This window comes from Demequina sp., assembly GCF_049841215.1.
Taxonomy (GTDB): Bacteria; Actinomycetota; Actinomycetes; order Actinomycetales; family Demequinaceae; genus Demequina.
Window position 1 is genome coordinate 50033 of record NZ_JASGEO010000005.1, and the last position, 16095, is coordinate 66127.

Annotated in this window: 15 protein-coding genes; 10 read left to right on the forward strand and 5 right to left on the reverse strand. The window is 66.3% G+C overall.

The window, feature by feature from the left end:
- Positions 1–89 precede the first annotated feature (89 nt).
- From uvrC to QM618_RS01110, 10 genes are all read left to right on the forward strand, one after another.
- A complete protein-coding gene (gene uvrC, locus QM618_RS01065) occupies positions 90–1985 on the forward strand; it encodes an excinuclease ABC subunit UvrC (RefSeq protein WP_428093624.1) in 1896 nt (631 codons plus the stop codon).
- Positions 1982–2899 (forward strand): RNase adapter RapZ, encoded by a 918-nt coding sequence (gene rapZ, locus QM618_RS01070; protein WP_428093627.1) that lies wholly within the window; start codon positions 1982–1984, stop codon positions 2897–2899. The genes uvrC and rapZ overlap by 4 nt, the downstream gene beginning before the upstream one ends.
- Entirely contained in the window at positions 2899–3852 is a 954-nt protein-coding gene (locus QM618_RS01075) for a gluconeogenesis factor YvcK family protein (protein ID WP_428093630.1), read from the forward strand. The genes rapZ and QM618_RS01075 overlap by 1 nt, the downstream gene beginning before the upstream one ends.
- Before the next feature lie 16 nt (positions 3853–3868).
- On the forward strand, positions 3869–4849 hold the full coding sequence (gene whiA / locus QM618_RS01080; RefSeq protein WP_428093633.1) for a DNA-binding protein WhiA: 981 nt from the start codon (positions 3869–3871) through the stop codon (positions 4847–4849).
- Positions 4850–5005: 156 nt separating this feature from the next.
- Positions 5006–6010 carry a type I glyceraldehyde-3-phosphate dehydrogenase gene (gap, locus tag QM618_RS01085; RefSeq protein WP_428093637.1) on the forward strand — a complete coding sequence of 335 codons (1005 nt, stop codon included), beginning with the start codon at positions 5006–5008 and terminating at the stop codon, positions 6008–6010.
- Positions 6011–6083: 73 nt separating this feature from the next.
- Positions 6084–7274, forward strand: coding sequence for a phosphoglycerate kinase (locus QM618_RS01090; protein WP_428094478.1), 1191 nt, complete (start codon positions 6084–6086; stop codon positions 7272–7274).
- A 3-nt stretch (positions 7275–7277) separates the two neighbouring features.
- Positions 7278–8069 (forward strand): triose-phosphate isomerase, encoded by a 792-nt coding sequence (tpiA, locus tag QM618_RS01095; RefSeq protein WP_428093641.1) that lies wholly within the window; start codon positions 7278–7280, stop codon positions 8067–8069.
- Between the two features lie 79 nt (positions 8070–8148).
- Complete coding sequence (gene secG / locus QM618_RS01100) at positions 8149–8391, forward strand: preprotein translocase subunit SecG (protein ID WP_428093644.1); 243 nt, start codon at positions 8149–8151, stop codon at positions 8389–8391.
- Positions 8392–8421: 30 nt separating this feature from the next.
- Positions 8422–8784, forward strand: coding sequence for an RNA polymerase-binding protein RbpA (locus QM618_RS01105; protein ID WP_428093647.1), 363 nt, complete (start codon positions 8422–8424; stop codon positions 8782–8784).
- Between the two features lie 20 nt (positions 8785–8804).
- Entirely contained in the window at positions 8805–9101 is a 297-nt protein-coding gene (locus QM618_RS01110) for a SelT/SelW/SelH family protein (protein WP_428093651.1), read from the forward strand.
- A gap of 6 nt (positions 9102–9107) precedes the next feature.
- On the opposite strand, the gene pgl is transcribed toward QM618_RS01110, so the two are convergent.
- From pgl to tkt, 5 genes are read right to left on the reverse strand one after another with little or no spacing between them, the layout of a single operon-like run.
- On the reverse strand, positions 9108–9839 hold the full coding sequence (pgl, locus tag QM618_RS01115; protein WP_428093655.1) for a 6-phosphogluconolactonase: 732 nt from the start codon (positions 9837–9839) through the stop codon (positions 9108–9110).
- Positions 9839–10747, reverse strand: a complete 909-nt coding sequence (locus QM618_RS01120; RefSeq protein ID WP_428093659.1) for a glucose-6-phosphate dehydrogenase assembly protein OpcA — start codon at positions 10745–10747, stop codon at positions 9839–9841. The genes pgl and QM618_RS01120 overlap by 1 nt, the downstream gene beginning before the upstream one ends.
- Positions 10744–12261: a glucose-6-phosphate dehydrogenase gene (gene zwf, locus QM618_RS01125; protein ID WP_428093662.1), complete on the reverse strand. Its 1518-nt coding sequence runs from the start codon at positions 12259–12261 to the stop codon at positions 10744–10746. The genes QM618_RS01120 and zwf overlap by 4 nt, the downstream gene beginning before the upstream one ends.
- Positions 12262–12264: 3 nt before the next feature.
- Positions 12265–13893 carry a glucose-6-phosphate isomerase gene (locus QM618_RS01130; protein WP_428093666.1) on the reverse strand — a complete coding sequence of 543 codons (1629 nt, stop codon included), beginning with the start codon at positions 13891–13893 and terminating at the stop codon, positions 12265–12267.
- The gene (gene tkt, locus QM618_RS01135; protein ID WP_428093669.1) at positions 13890–15950 is read right to left on the reverse strand and encodes a transketolase; all 2061 of its coding nucleotides are present in this window, start codon (positions 15948–15950) and stop codon (positions 13890–13892) included. Before tkt ends, QM618_RS01130 begins: the two co-directional genes overlap by 4 nt.
- Positions 15951–16095: the final 145 nt, after the last annotated feature.

A 16095-nucleotide genomic window follows, 5' to 3' on the forward strand; every position in this document is an offset into this window, starting at 1 on the left:
ATTCTGCGGCCGCGCAGGGGATCGCGGGACCCTGCGACTTCGCGCAGGGTGACGCCAATGGCGTCGTGCCCCGCGCGTAGGCTGGCGACGTGACCCACCCGGCCGACTACCGCCCCAAGCCGGGGACCATTCCCACCCAGCCTGGCGTGTATAGGTTCCGCGACCCGTCGGGCAGGGTTGTGTACGTGGGCAAGGCGGTGAACCTGCGCCAACGCCTGCAGAACTATTTCCAGCCCCTCACGTCGCTGCACCCACGCACGCGCCTTATGGTGACCACCGCGGCGTCGGTCGAGTGGACCGTCGTGCGCAACGAGGTTGAGGCGCTGATTCTTGAGCACACGTGGATCAAGCGCTACGACCCCCGGTTCAACGTGGTCTTCAAGGACGACAAGTCGTACCCGTACCTTGCGGTGACCATGAACGAGAAGTTCCCCCGCATGCTCGTGATGCGCGGAGAACGCAAGCCCGGCGTGCGGTACTTCGGCCCATACGCGCGCGCGTGGGCCATCCGCGAGACGGTGGACACGCTCGTCAGCGCACTCCCCATGCGCACGTGCTCGCCCGCGACGTTCAAGAAGGCGGAGAAGCAGGGACGCCCGTGCCTGCTTGGGTACATCGGAAAGTGTGCGGCGCCGTGCGTGGGACGCATCTCCGAACAGGATCACCGGCAGCTCGCGGAGCGCGTGTGCGAGGTGCTCGCGGGCGACGCCAAAGGCATCATCAGGGACGTCACGGAGCAGATGACGTCGGCTGCTGAGCGGGAGGACTTTGAATCCGCGGCGCGCGCCAGAGACCGACTCACCGCGTTGCGGTCCGTCCTGGAACGCAACGCCGTGGTGCTCGGCGCGGGCAGCGACGCCGATGTCTTCACGGTTGTTGACGAAGAGATGGAGGCCGCGGCGCATGTTTTCGTGGTGCGCGACGGCCGCATCGCGGGCCAACGCGGCTGGGTGGTGGAGAAGCCCGATCCGTTGACCACCGCAGAGCTCACCGAGCAGTTGTTGCAAGAGGCGTACGCGGATGCCGACGCGGCCGACATTCCCACGGAGATCATCGTGCCCGTGGCGATTGGCTCGGGAGTTGGCGAGTGGCTCACGGGGGTCAGGGGAGCGCGGGTTGAGGTCAAGACGGCCCAACGCGGCAAGAAGGCGGAGCTCGCCGCGCTTGGCAGGCGCAACGCTCAAGAGGTGTTGCAGCAGCACCGCATGCGCAGGGCCTCAGACCTCACGGCGCGCTCTGCGGCCTTGCAAGAGTTGCAGGAGGGCCTCAACCTGCCCCAAGCGCCGCTACGCATCGAGTGCTACGACATTTCCCATATCCAGGGCACCAACCAGGTGGGGTCGATGGTGGTGTTCGAGGACGCGCTTCCCAAGAAGGCCCACTACCGCCAGTTCTCGATCGCGGACGGCCTCGACGATCTGAGTGCGATGCGCGAGGTGATCCGCAGGAGGTTCACGCGCTACCTCGAGGAGTCAGCGCTCCCACTAGACGAACGCGAATCGGCGAAGTTCGCGTACCCTCCCCAGCTCATCGTGATCGACGGCGCCTTGCCGCAGGCAAAGGCGGCCCAAGAGGTGCTCGACGACCTGGGGATTCGCGATGTCAACGTGGTGGGCCTTGCGAAGCGCCTCGAAGAGGTGTGGGTGCCGGGCGATGAGTTCCCGGTGATCTTGCCGCGTGGCTCGGAGGCCCTTTTCTTGCTGCAGCGGGTACGCGACGAGGCGCACCGATTCGCGATCTCGAAACACCGCAAGAAGCGCACCAAGGCGATGAAGGCGTCCGCGGTCGATGAACTTCCCGGAGTTGGTCCCACGCGCGCGAAGGCCCTGATCACCCACTTCGGATCGCTCGCGCAGGTCAAGGCGGCATCCGTGGAGCAGTTGGCGCTCGTCCCAGGCATCGGCGCCGGCACCGCGCGCAGCATCTTCTCAGCGCTGCACGGCGCTGTTGAAGACAACGGAACACCTGGCATGCTGGAGACATGACGGACGAGGTCCCCCCAGTCACGTATCCCTCGGGCATCCCACGTCCCGATTTCGACGCTCCCGATGCCGCCGCAGAAGTGGTGATTCTCACCGGAATGTCCGGAGCAGGACGCACACGCGCGGCCGCCGCATTGGCCGATCAGGGCTGGTATGTGGTCGATAACCTGCCACCACAGATGCTCGGCGGATTGGTGCAGATGGTCGGCTCCAGCGCGGATGACCGCCTTGCCGCCGTGGTGGACGTGCGGGCGAGGGGGCTCTTTGGCGACATCGAGGCGGTCATCGACGACCTCGAGGCGCGTGGCGTGCCCGTGAAGCTCATTTTCCTCGATGCCTCAGACGAGACGCTCGTCCAGCGGTTCGAGGAGGCCCGCCGCCCACACCCCCTCCAGAAGGACGGGACCATCCTCGAAGGGATCACGCGAGAGCGCGCACTGCTGGACGCGGTGAGGGAGCGCGCGGACACGGTCATCGACACCAGTTCGCTGAACGTGCACGAACTCCGCGACGTGATTACCGCGCAACTGGGGGAGGAGGACATCCCCCTCACGGTCAACATCGTGACGTTTGGCTTCAAGAACGGGCTGCCCGCCGATGCGGACTTCGTGGCTGATGTGCGCTTCTTGCACAACCCTCACTGGGTTCCGGATCTGCGGCCACTCACGGGCCTCGACCCAGCGGTCCGTGACTACGTCCTGGCCTCGGAGGGGGCCGCGGAGTTTGTCGCGGATTACGCCAAGTTGCTCGACTCGGTGCTCAGTCACTACCGGGCCCACGACAAGCACTCCGTCACCATTGCGGTGGGATGCACGGGCGGGAAGCACCGTTCCGTTGCCATTGCCGAGGCGCTCGCCGTGAGTCTGAGGGAGCACGGGCGCCCGGTGCGCGTGACGCATCGCGACAGGGAGCGCTGATGGGCCTTCCGCACGTCGCGGCGCTGGGTGGCGGGCATGGTCTCTACGCGAGCCTCCGAGCGCTCCGTCCGGTCACCGAAACGCTCACGGCGATCGTCACCGTCGCCGACGACGGGGGATCTTCCGGCAGGTTGCGCGAGGAGTTCGGCGTGGTCCCGCCTGGGGACCTGCGGATGGCGCTAAGTGCGCTGTGTGAGGACACCGATTGGGGCACTACCTGGCGGGATGTCTTGCAGTCCCGGTTCGCATCAGACGGTCCACTGGACGGCCACGCGGTGGGCAACCTGCTCATCACGGCGTTGTGGGAGCACACGGGGGACGTCGTCGGCGGCCTCGATTGGGTGGCGCGGCTTCTGCGCGCGCAGGGGCGCGTGCTTCCCGTGTGCGAGGAGCCGGTGGAGATCACCGCTCGCGTCGCTGGGCCCGACGGGGAGCGCACCGTTACCGGTCAGGTCGCCGTGGCGTCGGCTGGCGGGAGCATCGTTGACCTTTCCCTGCAGCCCACCAACCCGCGAGTTCCGGCCGCAACGCTCGAGGCCATAGCAACGGCTGACGTCGTGGTGCTTGGCCCGGGCAGTTGGTACACATCGGTGCTCACGCACTTCCTTGTGCCCGACGTTCGCAAGGCTCTCGGGGTGGCGTCGCCGCGAGCGGTACTCACCCTGAATATCTCGGACGAGGACATCGAAACCCGCGGCATGCATCGCGCAGACGAGGTGCTCGCCGTGCGCGCCTTGGCGCCCGAGTTCTGCCCGGCGATCGTGCTGGCCGACGCCGCGGAGGCCGCGGATGGCAGGCTCGGCGACGCCGTGGCTGACTGGGGTTCCACACTCCTCGTGGCCCCGTTGCGGGCGGGTGGCGCGATTGACAGGCACGATGAGACGCTACTCGCCGCGCAGTACGCCCGGGCGTTTGAGTGGATGACGCTAAGCGGCACCCGGCAGCCCAGATGAGTGGCAGGATATCCGCATGGCGTTGACCGCACAGGTGAAGGACGAGCTCGCCCGAGTAGCCGTGGAAAAGGTGTCGGCGCGCAAGGCAGAGGTGGCAACGACCCTGCGTTTCGCGGGCGGCCTCCACATTGTTTCCGGACGCATCGTGATCGAGGCGGAACTCGACACTGCCGCTGGCGCACGGAGGCTGAGGGGCTTCATCCAGGAGTGCTACAACCTTGGCTCCGACATCATCGTGGTCTCCGGTGGCCTCAAAAAGGGCAACCGCTACCTGGTCCGCGTGGTCAAAGAGGGCGAGTCGCTTGCGCGCCAGACGGGCCTGCTCGATCACAGGGGACGCCCGGTACGCGGACTGCCCCCGCAGGTCGTTGGCGGCGCCATCGATGACACCATCGGCGCATGGCGCGGCGCGTTCATTGCGCACGGCTCGCTCACCGAGCCCGGCCGCTCCTCCGCCCTTGAGGTGACCTCTCCTGGCCCCGAGGCCGCGCTCGCGCTTGTGGGCGCCGCGCGCCGGCTCGGCGTCACCGCAAAGTCGCGAGAGGTCCGCGGTGTTGACCGCGTGGTCATCCGCGATGGCGACGCGATCGCGCACCTGCTGACGCGCCTCGGCGCGCACGACTCGGTGCTCGAGTGGGAAGAGAAGCGCACGCGGCGAGAGGTGCGGGGAACTGCCAACCGTCTTGCCAACTTTGACGACGCCAACCTGCGCCGTTCCGCGCGAGCCGCGGTAGCAGCGTCGGCCCGTGTGCAGCGAGCGTTTGACATCCTTGGCGACGAGGTCCCAGAGCACCTGCGGGAGGCGGGGGAGTTGCGGCTCGCGCACAAGGAGGCGTCGCTCGAGGAACTCGGCAAGTACGCCGAGGTTCCGCTCACCAAAGACGCAGTTGCCGGCCGAATCCGTCGCCTGCTCGCTACCGCGGATAAGCGGGCAGAGGAACTCGGCATCCCTGATACCGAAGCCTTCCTCACCGCTGACATGCTCGTTGAGGAGTAGCCCCTTACCCGGGACTATCGTCGCGCCGCGACGCGTTGGGCTAGGTAGTAGGCTTCACGTAGTGGCCCGCCCAAGCGGAGTCCCCCGGCGCACGGAGATGTGCGCAAGCATCCAACACCAAGCGTGCCAGTGATGGCACGAGTCGAGGAGACAACAGTGACCATCAAGGTCGGCATCAACGGCTTTGGCCGTATCGGACGCAACTTCTTCCGCGCAATCATCGCGGAGGGCGCAGACATCGAGATCGTCGGTGTCAACGACCTCACGGACAACCACACGCTTGCGCACCTGCTCAAGTACGACACCGTGCTGGGCAAGTTCCCCAAGGAAGTGACCTACGACGACGAGAACATCTACGTCGACGGCAAGGCGATCCGCGCCCTTGAAGAGCGTGACCCTGCCAACCTTCCCTGGGCCGAGCTTGGCGCGGACATCGTCATCGAGTCCACGGGCTTCTTCACGGACGCCACCAAGGCCAAGGCGCACATCGAGGCCGGAGCCAAGAAGGTCATCATCTCCGCCCCCGCGTCGAACGAGGACGGCACGTTCGTTGTTGGTGTGAACCACACGGACTACGACCCCGCCACGCAGCACATCATCTCGAACGCCTCGTGCACCACCAACTGCCTTGCCCCCGTTGCCAAGGTCCTCAACGACGCCTTCGGCATCGAGCGTGGCCTCATGACCACGATCCACGCGTACACGGGTGACCAGAACCTGCAGGACGGCCCGCACCGCGACCTCCGCCGTGCACGTGCCGCCGCGCAGAACATCGTTCCCACCTCGACCGGCGCCGCCAAGGCCGTTGCCCTGGTGCTCCCCGAGCTCAAGGGCAAGCTCGATGGCTTCGCGCTCCGCGTTCCCACGATCACCGGCTCTGCCACGGACCTCACGTTCGTTGCCGGCCGCGAGGTCACCGTCGACGAGGTCAACGCCGCCGTCAAGGCCGCCGCTGAGGGTGACCTCAAGGGCACGCTTGAGTACACCGAGGACGAGATTGTGTCGTCGGACATCGTGACCAACCCGCACCAGTCGATCTTCGACGCCAAGCTCACCAAGGTGAGCGGCAACCTCGTGAAGATCATCGCGTGGTACGACAACGAGTGGGGTTACTCCACGAGCCTCGTGAAGCTGACGTCGTACGTCGGCGAGCGCCTCTAACTACAGACCATGTGAATACGGCCGCGCACGTGAGTGTGCGGCCGTACTCATGTCAAGACAGGATCAGATCATGTTGAAGACCATTGACTCGCTCGGCGATCTCGCCGGCAAGAAGGTGCTCGTTCGCTCGGACCTCAACGTTCCGCTCGATGGCACCACGATTACGGATGACGGCCGCGTGCGCGCATCCGTTCCCACCATCCAAAAGCTGCTCGACGCTGGTGCCGCTGTCATCGTTACGGCTCACCTTGGGCGTCCGGCCGGCGCGCCGGAGGCGAAGTACTCGCTCGCGCCCGCGGCTGCGAGGCTCTCCGAACTGCTCGGCAAGCCCGTGACGCTCGCCGACGACCTGGTTGGGGAGTCTGCAGCGGCCACCGTTGCGGCACTTGAGCCGGGCGACGTTGCGATGCTCGAGAACGTGCGCTTCGACGCGCGTGAGACGAGCAAGGTGGACGCCGACCGCGAGGCGCTTGCCGCCGAGCTTGCTGCGTTCGCGGACGCCTTCGTCTCGGACGGCTTTGGTGTGGTGCACCGCAAGCAGGCGTCGGTCTACGACGTTGCGAAGCTGCTTCCCGCCGCGGCGGGCCTGCTGGTGCAGAAGGAGGTCGAGTCGCTCAGCAAGGCGGTCACGGACCCCGAGCGCCCGTACGCCGTGGTGCTTGGTGGATCCAAGGTCTCCGACAAGCTTGGTGTCATCGCTAACCTCCTGACCAAGGCGGACCGCCTGCTGATCGGCGGCGGCATGGTCTTCACGTTCCTCGCGGCCAAGGGCTACGGTGTTGGCTCATCGCTCCTCGAAGAGGACCAGATCGATACCGTTAAGGGTTACCTCGCCACTGCGGAAGAGACCGGCGTAGAGATCGTGCTTCCCACGGACATCGTTGCCGCCACCGCGTTCGCGGCTGACGCCGACGCCGTCGTGGTGTCCGCGGACGAGATCCCCGCGGACCGCATGGGCCTCGACATCGGCCCCGAGTCCGCGGCGCTGTTCGCGTCCAAGATTGCCGACGCCAAGACGATCGTGTGGAACGGCCCCATGGGCGTGTTCGAGTTCCCCGCGTTCGCTGAGGGCACCAAGGCCGTTGCGCAAGCGATGATCGACTCCGACGGCTTCTCCGTGGTGGGTGGCGGCGACTCGGCTGCGGCCGTTCGCCTGCTGGGGTTTGACGAGGCCGCATTCGGCCACATCTCGACGGGTGGCGGTGCGTCGCTCGAACTGCTCGAAGGCAAGGCACTTCCCGGTCTTGACGTACTGGAGGACTAACTCATGACACGCACTCCGCTCATTGCGGGCAACTGGAAGCTCAACCTCGACCACCTCGAGGCCACCCACACCGTGCAGAAGCTCGCGTGGCTCCTGCAGGACGCCAAGCACAACTTTGGCGACGTGGAGGTGGTGGTGCTGCCATCCTTCACCTCCATTCGTTCGGTGCAGACACTCATTGACGCCGACAAGCTCGACGTCAAGGTGGGCGCCCAAGACATCTCCGCTCAGACGTCCGGCGCCTTCACCGGCGAGGTCTCTGGCGCTCAGCTCGCCAAACTCAACGTCTCGTACGTTGCGGTTGGTCACTCGGAGCGTCGTGAGTACCACGGTGAGTCGGACGCGGTCGTCGGCGCCAAGGTGAAGGCCGCCTTCGATCACGGCATTACGCCGATCCTGTGCGTCGGTGAGGGCCTCGATATCCGCAAGGCGGGGGAGCAGGTCTCGTACACGCTCGCCCAGCTCGACGGCGCGCTCGAGGGCCTTCCCGCAGACCGCGCCAAGGAGATCGTGGTCGCGTACGAGCCCGTGTGGGCCATCGGTACGGGAGAGGTCGCCACGCCCGCGGACGCGCAGGAGGTGTGCGGAGCGATCCGTGCGCGCCTCGCGGAACTCTACAGTCAGGACGTCGCCGACGCCGTGCGCGTTCTCTACGGAGGATCCGTGAAGTCCGGCAACATCGCCGCGATCATGGCGGAGGCCGACGTTGACGGCGTGCTGGTGGGCGGCGCAAGCCTCGATGCGGAGGAGTTTGCGAAGATTGCCCGGTTCCGCGAGCACACGATCGCACTCTAGCTAGGGACGCCTTGCGCCGCGCGCCAAAGGTGCGTGCGGCGCAAGGTATCCTTGTAGCCGTTCCAAACAAGGGAGAGATGTGGACGTCCTCGAGAACACCCTGTGGGTGCTGCTGGCGATTTCGAGCCTGCTGCTCATTGGCCTCGTGCTCATCCACCGCGGTCGCGGTGGCGGTATCACCGACATGTTCGGTGGTGGCCTCGCATCCGGAATCCAGTCGTCGGCCGTTGGTGAGCGCAACCTCACGCGTATTACCTGGGGCGTCGCGATCTTCTGGGCCCTTGTGGTCGTCTTGCTAGGACTCATTTCGCGGTTCGGTTAATCGCGTCGAGAAAGACTGAGGAAGTACGCCGTGGCAGGTGGCAATGCAATTAGGGGGTCGCGCGTAGGCGCTGGCCCCATGGGGGAAGACGAGCGGGGAGAATCCGCTCCGCGTCAGACAGTTTCGTACTATTGCGCGCGCGGGCACGTCACGAGCCCTAGCTTCGCGATTGGCGAGGATTCCGAGATTCCGGTGGAGTGGGACTGCCCCAAGTGCGGCCTTCCTGCAGGCCTCGACGCCGACAATCCGCCGGAGCCGCTGCGTAACGAGCCCTACAAGACGCACCTCGCGTACGTGAAGGAGCGTCGCACGGACAAGGAGGGCGAGGCCCTTCTTGACGAGGCCCTCGAGGCTCTCCGCGCTCGCCGTACCGCCGTCGTCGCCGCTGACTAGTTTCTTTTGAGGAGACACCCATGAACATCGAGATCGAATACTGCGTGCCCTGCGGTTACTTGCCGCGCGCAACCGACGCCCAGACCAAGTTGCTCGAGACCTTCGGCAACCGCATCGAGTCCGTGTCTCTCAAGACCGGTCGCAAGGGCGTCTTCACGTTCCGCGCCGACGGCGAGACCATTTACGAGAAGCCGGAGCTGTTCAACATCGACGCGATCGTGCGTCGCGTAGAGGAGCTGCTTCCCGAGGTTGAGTTCCCCGAGGGCGCTGGCGTACAGGCAGAAGGTCGTGACCTTCTCGCCGGCAAGCTCTCCTAAGAGCCGCTAGGCCTGCGCCGCCGCTGCGGCGTCAATCAGCCACAGCGTGGCGTCGGTACCACATACGGCCGACGCTGGGATCGCCTTATCGCCCTTGAGCGCCTTGGCAATGGCTTCCGCTTTCTCGTCGCCTGCGGCGACGATCCACACCTGGTGCGCGCGATTGATGAGGTCAACGCTAAGCGTCACGCGCGTTGACGGGGGCTTTGGCGAGTCGTGGACGGCACTGACCGCCTCCGAACCTGTCACGAAGACTGGGTGACTTGGGAACAGGGAGGCGACGTGGCCGTCGGGCCCCATGCCGAACATGGCGACGTCCCACACGGGTTCGCCTTGCGCCTCAAAGTCAGCGAGGTAGGCGGCTGCGGCGTCTTCTGCCGTCTCGAACTCGGTGGTTGATCCCATGCGGTGAATGTTCTCCTCCGGCACGGGCAGGTGGGCCAAGAGCGCCTCTTGGGCCTGGCCCTCATTCCGATCAGGGTCGCCGGCGGCTACAAAGCGCTCGTCGCCCCACCACACGTGCACGGCGGTCCAGTCGACGGTGTCTCGAAGCGGGCTCGCCGCGACCTCGCTGAGCGTGCGGATGCCAACGGTGCCGCCCGTCAGGATGATGTCGGCGCGTTCCTTGACGGTGAGCGTGTCCACGAGGTGCGTCAACAACCGCGCAGCCGTGGCCGTCGCGACAGTTGCGGCATCGGGGTAGACGACCACGCGCCGGTTCTTAGCAGGCGCAGTCATCACGCACCCGCCGCAAACGCCGCGAGCACCTCGCCGTAGACCTCGTCGTCATCGAGTCTGCGCAACTCCTCCGCAAGGCACTCGTTGAGCGAGCGGGCGGGGAGCGCAATGGTGTGTGACGGCTGGTCAGGCTGCTCAATGGTGGCGTTGTGGCCGTCGGGGCGGAAGATGCCGATTTCGCCGCTCTCGGTCTCCAAGACGATGTGCTGAAGGCCCTTCACGGCGTCGTCGTACGTCGCTTCGATCTCGCACCCGAGGCGATCCCGCAGCCAGGCGCCAAGCAGCAGAATCGATGGGCTATTGGTGTCGCCGTGAATCCTGGCCTTCGTCACGTGCTGATCCGGCACCTGCTCCAAAGCGGACGCAAGAAGTGCCCGCCAGCTGGTCACGCGAGACCACGCGAGATCCGTGTCGCCTGCCCGGTAGCACGCGGCGAGGCCACGCAACGTGTCTGCGGGGCTCGGCTCGCCCTTGGTGTCGGTGATGCGACGCTGGGCGATCTTGCCAAGGCCCGTGCGCGAGGTGTCGGAGGGCACTCCCGCCGGCCACCACACCACGATGGGCGCGTCGGGAAGCAGCAGGGGAGTGACGAGGGTGTCCTCGTGCTTCGCCTGCTGGCCGGAGGGACGCAGCACCACCACTTCGGAGGCACCGGCGTCGCCGCCAACCCGAATCTCTGCGTCGAGGCGAGCCTCCTCGGCAGAGCCGGGTGAAATCACGATGATGCGGCACGGGTGTTCTCGCGACGCCACGTTCGCGGTGGCGATCGCGTCCTCCGCGTCGGCTCCCGTCGCGTCGATCACGAGCGTCATGACGCGACCGAGAGTGACCACGCCGCCCTCCTTGCGGGATTCAACGAGCGCGCGCTGGATCTCGGACGTGGTGGTTCCTGGAAGGTCGATAATCATGGCCGCCTCCACACGCGTCCGTCGCGAGCGAGCATCTCGTCAGCGCCCGCGGGCCCCCACGTACCGGAGCGATACTGCTCCGGCTGGCCCTGAGTGGCCCAGAAATCGGTGATGGGGTCCAGGATCTGCCACGACAGCGCCACCTCCTCATGACGAGGGAAGAGCGGCGGGTCGCCCAACAGCACGTCGAGGATGAGGCGCTCATACGCCTCCGGTGAGGACTCGGTGAACGCGTTGCCGTACGCGAAGTCCATCGTGACGTCGCGCACCTCCATCGTGGTGCCGGGCACCTTAGAGCCGAACTTGAGGGTCACGCCCTCGTCCGGCTGCACGCGGATGACGAGGGCGTTCGCGCCAACATCGGAGCCCTCGATCTGCTGGAAGTAGGGCATCGGCACCTTCTTGAAGACGAGCGCGATCTCTGTCACGCGTCGACCAAGGCGTTTCCCTGCCCGCAAGTAGAAGGGCGTGCCTGCCCAGCGGCGGTTGGGAACGTCAAGGCGGATCGCGGCGTACGTCTCGGTGATCGAATCGGGAGCGATGCCGTCCTCGTCGAGGAAGCCTCCCACCTTCTCGCCGCCTCGCCAGCCAGCGGCGTACTGGCCACGAGCGGTGCCCTCAGCCAGGTCGTGGGGCAGGCGAACCTGACCGAGCACCTTTTCCTTCTCGGCGCGAAGGTCCGCGGCGTCAAAGGACGCCGGCTCCTCCATTGCGGTGAGCGCGAAGAGCTGCAGCAGGTGGTTCTGGATGACGTCACGCGCGGTGCCGATGCCGTCGAAGTAGCCGGCACGAGACCCGATCCCGATGTCCTCCGCCATGGTGATCTGCACGTGATCGATGTACTGAGAGTTCCAGATCGGCTCAAACAGCTGGTTAGCGAAGCGCAGCGCCAGCAGATTCTGCACCGTCTCCTTGCCCAGATAGTGGTCGATGCGGAACACCGAGTCAGGAGGGAAGACCTCACTCACCACGGCGTCGAGTTCGTTGGCCGACTCGAGGTTGTGGCCGAATGGCTTCTCGATGACCACGCGTCGCCACGTGCCCTCTTTGGGGTCACTGAGGCCGCTGTCCCTCAGCTGCTGAATGACCTGGGGGAATGCGGAGGGCGGGATCGACAGGTAGAACGCGTGGTTGCCGTGCGTGCCGCGCTCCGCGTCGAGTTCCTCAACGGTGCGGCGCAGCTCGGCGAAGGCCTCCGGATCGTCGAAGGTTCCCTGCACAAAGCGGATGCCCTCGGCGAGCTGCTTCCAGGTCTCCTCGCGGAACGGGGTGCGCGCGTACTGCTTGACGGAGTCGTGCACCACCTTGGCGAAGTCCTGCTCGTCCCAATCGCGACGAGCAAAGCCGGTGAGCGCGAACGCGGGGGGAAGGAGACCTCGGTTCGCGAGGTCGTAGACGGCCGGCATGAGCTTCTTGCGGGCCAGGTCACCGGTCACGCCGAACATCACCAGACCGCAGGATCCAGCGATCCTAGGCAGGCGACGATCGCGGGGATCACGCAACGGGTTGGACACGTATCAGCCCTTCAAGATGGCGGCAACGGCGTCGATTTGCGCCGCGTCCGTCAGGTTGAGACGCAAAACGGGCCGCGAATGTTCCGCGAGCACCGCCGCATCTCCCTGAGCCTGGGCCGAGATCAGCTGACCAAACGTGAATGGCCGTGCAGGAATCTCGAGGTCCTCCTCAAAGCTCGACGTGATCTGCAGGAACACGCCAATGGGCGCGCCGCCCTTGTGAAGTTGACCGGTCGAGTGCAAGAAACGCGGCCCCCACCCAAACGTCACGGGACGCTGTGTGCGTGCGGCGATCGCGCCACGGACCGACGCTAGGGCCGGGTTCGCCTGACGGTCCAGATAGGCCATAACCGCCACGTAACCGCGCTCGCCAAGCTGTGCCTCGAGGGCCGCGACGGCGCCCGCGACGGTGGTCACGCCATCGAGTGGAATGTCGGTGGCGCGCACCTCGATGCCGTTGTCGACGAACAGGGGCGCCTCCGGCTCGGGAAGAGCGTCAAGCAGTTTTCGCGAGGCGGCCTTCGCCGACTCGACGTTTGGCTGGTCAAAGGGGCTGATGTGCAGCAGACGGCTCGCGATGGACGTGGCGTACTCCCACAGCAGGAATTGGCCGCCGAGCGTCCCGGCAACGATGATGCCGTTCTCAGGGCCGTCGATCTCCTCGTCAAGAGGCGCGAGGCGCACATCAAGAACATCGTGGAGGCCGGCATCGGGGGCGTCTGCCTCGGCGACGACGGGAAGGATGCCAACGCCGCTTTTGCCCGTGGACTCGGCGATGAGCTGTTCCGCCCAGTCGGCGAAGCCGACGAGGCCGCTGCCGACGTCAGAGAACACGAGCTTGTCGCGAGACGTGCCGCCCATCGCGGCGCCAAGGACGATCGCAGGGTTGGCCTCGTTGTCCTCCGCGAAGGAATCGGCAACGGCTGCGGCCTCGTCGAGCAACTCGACAACCGGCACACCGGCAAGCGCGGACGGCACAATCCCGAATGCGCTGAGCACTGAGAAGCGGCCACCAACGTTCGGGTCCGCGAGGAACACGGCGCGGTACCCGGCGTCAACGGATGCCTTGTGTAACGGCGAGCCGGGGTCGGTGACCACCACGATGTGCTGGCGCGGATCCAGACCCGACTGCTCGAAGGCGTACTCGAACGCCCTGCGCTGCGAGTCAGTTTCAACGGTGCCGCCAGACTTGCTGGAAACCACCAAGACGGTCGACTCGAGGTCTCCGTCGAGCGCGTCGCGCACCTGGTCGGGGTCCGTCGAGTCGAGCGTCACGAGCGGCACGTCATAGGTGGCGCAGATGACCTCTGGCCCGAGCGAGGAGCCGCCCATGCCGGCGAGGACAATGCGGTCCTTGCCCTCCGCGCGGATCGCTGCCACGAGCTCGTCGAGTTGCGGGAGAATCCCTCGCGCGGTCTCGAAGAGCTCGGTCCACCCAAGGCGAATCTTGGACTCGGCCTCTGCCTCCTCGCCCCACAACGTGAAGTCCTTGGCGGCGATGCGGCTGGCCACAGCGTCGGCCACAAGGGCGGGGGAGTGCGAACCGACCGCCTCGGCGGCCTCACCGGTAACGGTGACGGCGACGTGGGCGGTGTCGTCCACGCCTACCCAGGTGCTGAGGAAAGTACTCACTTGGCGGCCTCCAGGCTTTCGATGGCCAACTTGGCCACGTTCTCGGCCGTGAAGCCGAACTTCTTCATCAGCAGGGCGCCGTCAGCGCTCTCGCCGAAGTGGTCGATGGACACGATGCGGCCGGCGTCGCCAACGAACTCGCGCCAGCCCAGCTTGGAGCCGGCCTCGACGGAGACGCGCGCCTTGATAGCGGCGGGGAGCACCGACTCGCGGTACTTGTCGCTCTGGCGCTCGAACCGATCGACGGACGGCATCGAGATGACGCGGGCCTTGATCCCCTTCTCGGCGAGCAGATCGCGCGCACCGAGCGCCCACTGCACCTCGGAACCCGTGCCGATAAGGAGCACGTCGGCCTCGTCGTCGCCACCCGCAAGCACGTAGCCGCCCTTTGCCACGCCGTCGGCGCTGGTACCAGGCAGAACGGGGAGGTTTTGGCGAGACAGGATCAGCGCGGAGGGCCGGTCAGTGGTCTCGAGGATGACCTTCCACGCGGCGGCGGTCTCATTGGCGTCGGCGGGGCGCACCACGTCGAGGCCGGGAATCGCGCGCAGAGCGGCGAGGTGCTCGATGGGCTGGTGGGTGGGGCCGTCCTCGCCAACGCCGATCGAGTCGTGCGACCACACGAACGTGGTGGGGATGCCCATGACCGCTGCAAGGCGCACCGAGCCGCGCATGTAGTCGGAGAACACGAGGAACGTGCCGCCGTAGGCGCGAGTGAGGCCGTGGAGGACGATGCCGTTGAGGATCGCGCCCATGCCGTGCTCGCGGATGCCGAAGTGCAGCGTGCGGCCGTACCAGTCGCCTGTCCACGACTTGGTGGAGCGGTGAGGAGGCAGGAACGACGGCTCGCCGTCCATCGTGGTGTTGTTGGAGCCTGCGAGGTCGGCAGAGCCGCCCCACAGCTCGGGAAGCACGGGCGCCAGCGCGGTGAGCACCTTGCCCGACGCGGCGCGCGTGGCGATTGAGGCGCCCTCCTCAAACGTGGGAAGGGCGTTGTCCCAGCCCTGGGGGAGTTCATGGTTGCGCAGGCGGTTCAGGAGCGCGGCCCCCTCGGGGTTTGCGGCCTCCCAGCCGGCGAAGCGCTCCTCCCACTCCGCGTGGGCCTCGGCGCCACGCTCACGTGCCTTCAAAGTGTGCTCGAGCACCTCGGGCTCCACCGCGAAGTCTTGCTCGGGGTCAAAGCCCAATGCCACCTTGGTGGCGGCCACCTCATCGGCGCCAAGGGCGGAGCCGTGCACGCCGCCCGTGCCCTGCTTGGTGGGGGCCGGCCAGCCGATGATCGTGGACAGCGCGATGATCGACGGCTTGCCGGTCTCCGCCTTAGCGGCCTCGATCGCGTCAAAGAGGGCCTGCGGGTTCTCGTGGTATCCCTCCGGGGTCACCCAGTCAACGCGCTGGGTGTGCCAGCCGTACGCGGCGTAGCGGCCAAGGACGTCTTCGTCGAACGAAATGGGGGTCTCGTGCTCGATCGAGATCTTGTTGTCGTCCCAGATCACGATGAGGTTGCCGAGCTCCTGCACGCCTGCGATGGAGCTCGCCTCTGCGGACACGCCCTCCTGCAGGTCGCCGTCAGAGCAAAGCACGTAGACGTGGTGGTCGAACACCGAGGCGCCAGGGGCGGCATTGGGGTCAAGGAGGCCGCGCTCACGTCGCGCGGCCATAGCCATGCCCACTGCGGAGGCGATACCCGAGCCGAGCGGACCGGTAGTGATCTCCACGCCAGGCGTGTGGTGGACCTCGGGGTGGCCAGGCGTCTGCGAGCCTTCGGTGCGCAGCGCCTTGATGTCGTCGAGCGTCATCGGGTAACCGGACGAGAACAACTGCAGATACAGCGTCAAAGACGAGTGACCACAGCTCAGCACAAAGCGGTCGCGACCAAGCCACTGTGGGTCAGCGGGGTCGTGCTTCATGACGTTCTGGAAGAGCAAGTACGCGGCAGGCGCGAGCGACATTGCAGTGCCGGGGTGGCCGTTGCCCACCTTCTGCACGGCATCGGCGGCGAGCACGCGCAGGGTGTCGACGGCGCGGCGGTCAGTATCGTTCCAAGCGAAGGTCACAGGAGGCTCCCAATGGCAGGTTCGGGTATACCTCTCAAGCCTAGCGAAGCGCGCGGGTCCCGTATTCCCCAAAGGTCCCCAAGGATAGGCAGGCCCGACGCTGTGGCGAGCGGAGCGTCGGGCCTCCTTGTGCCCTTTCCAGGCT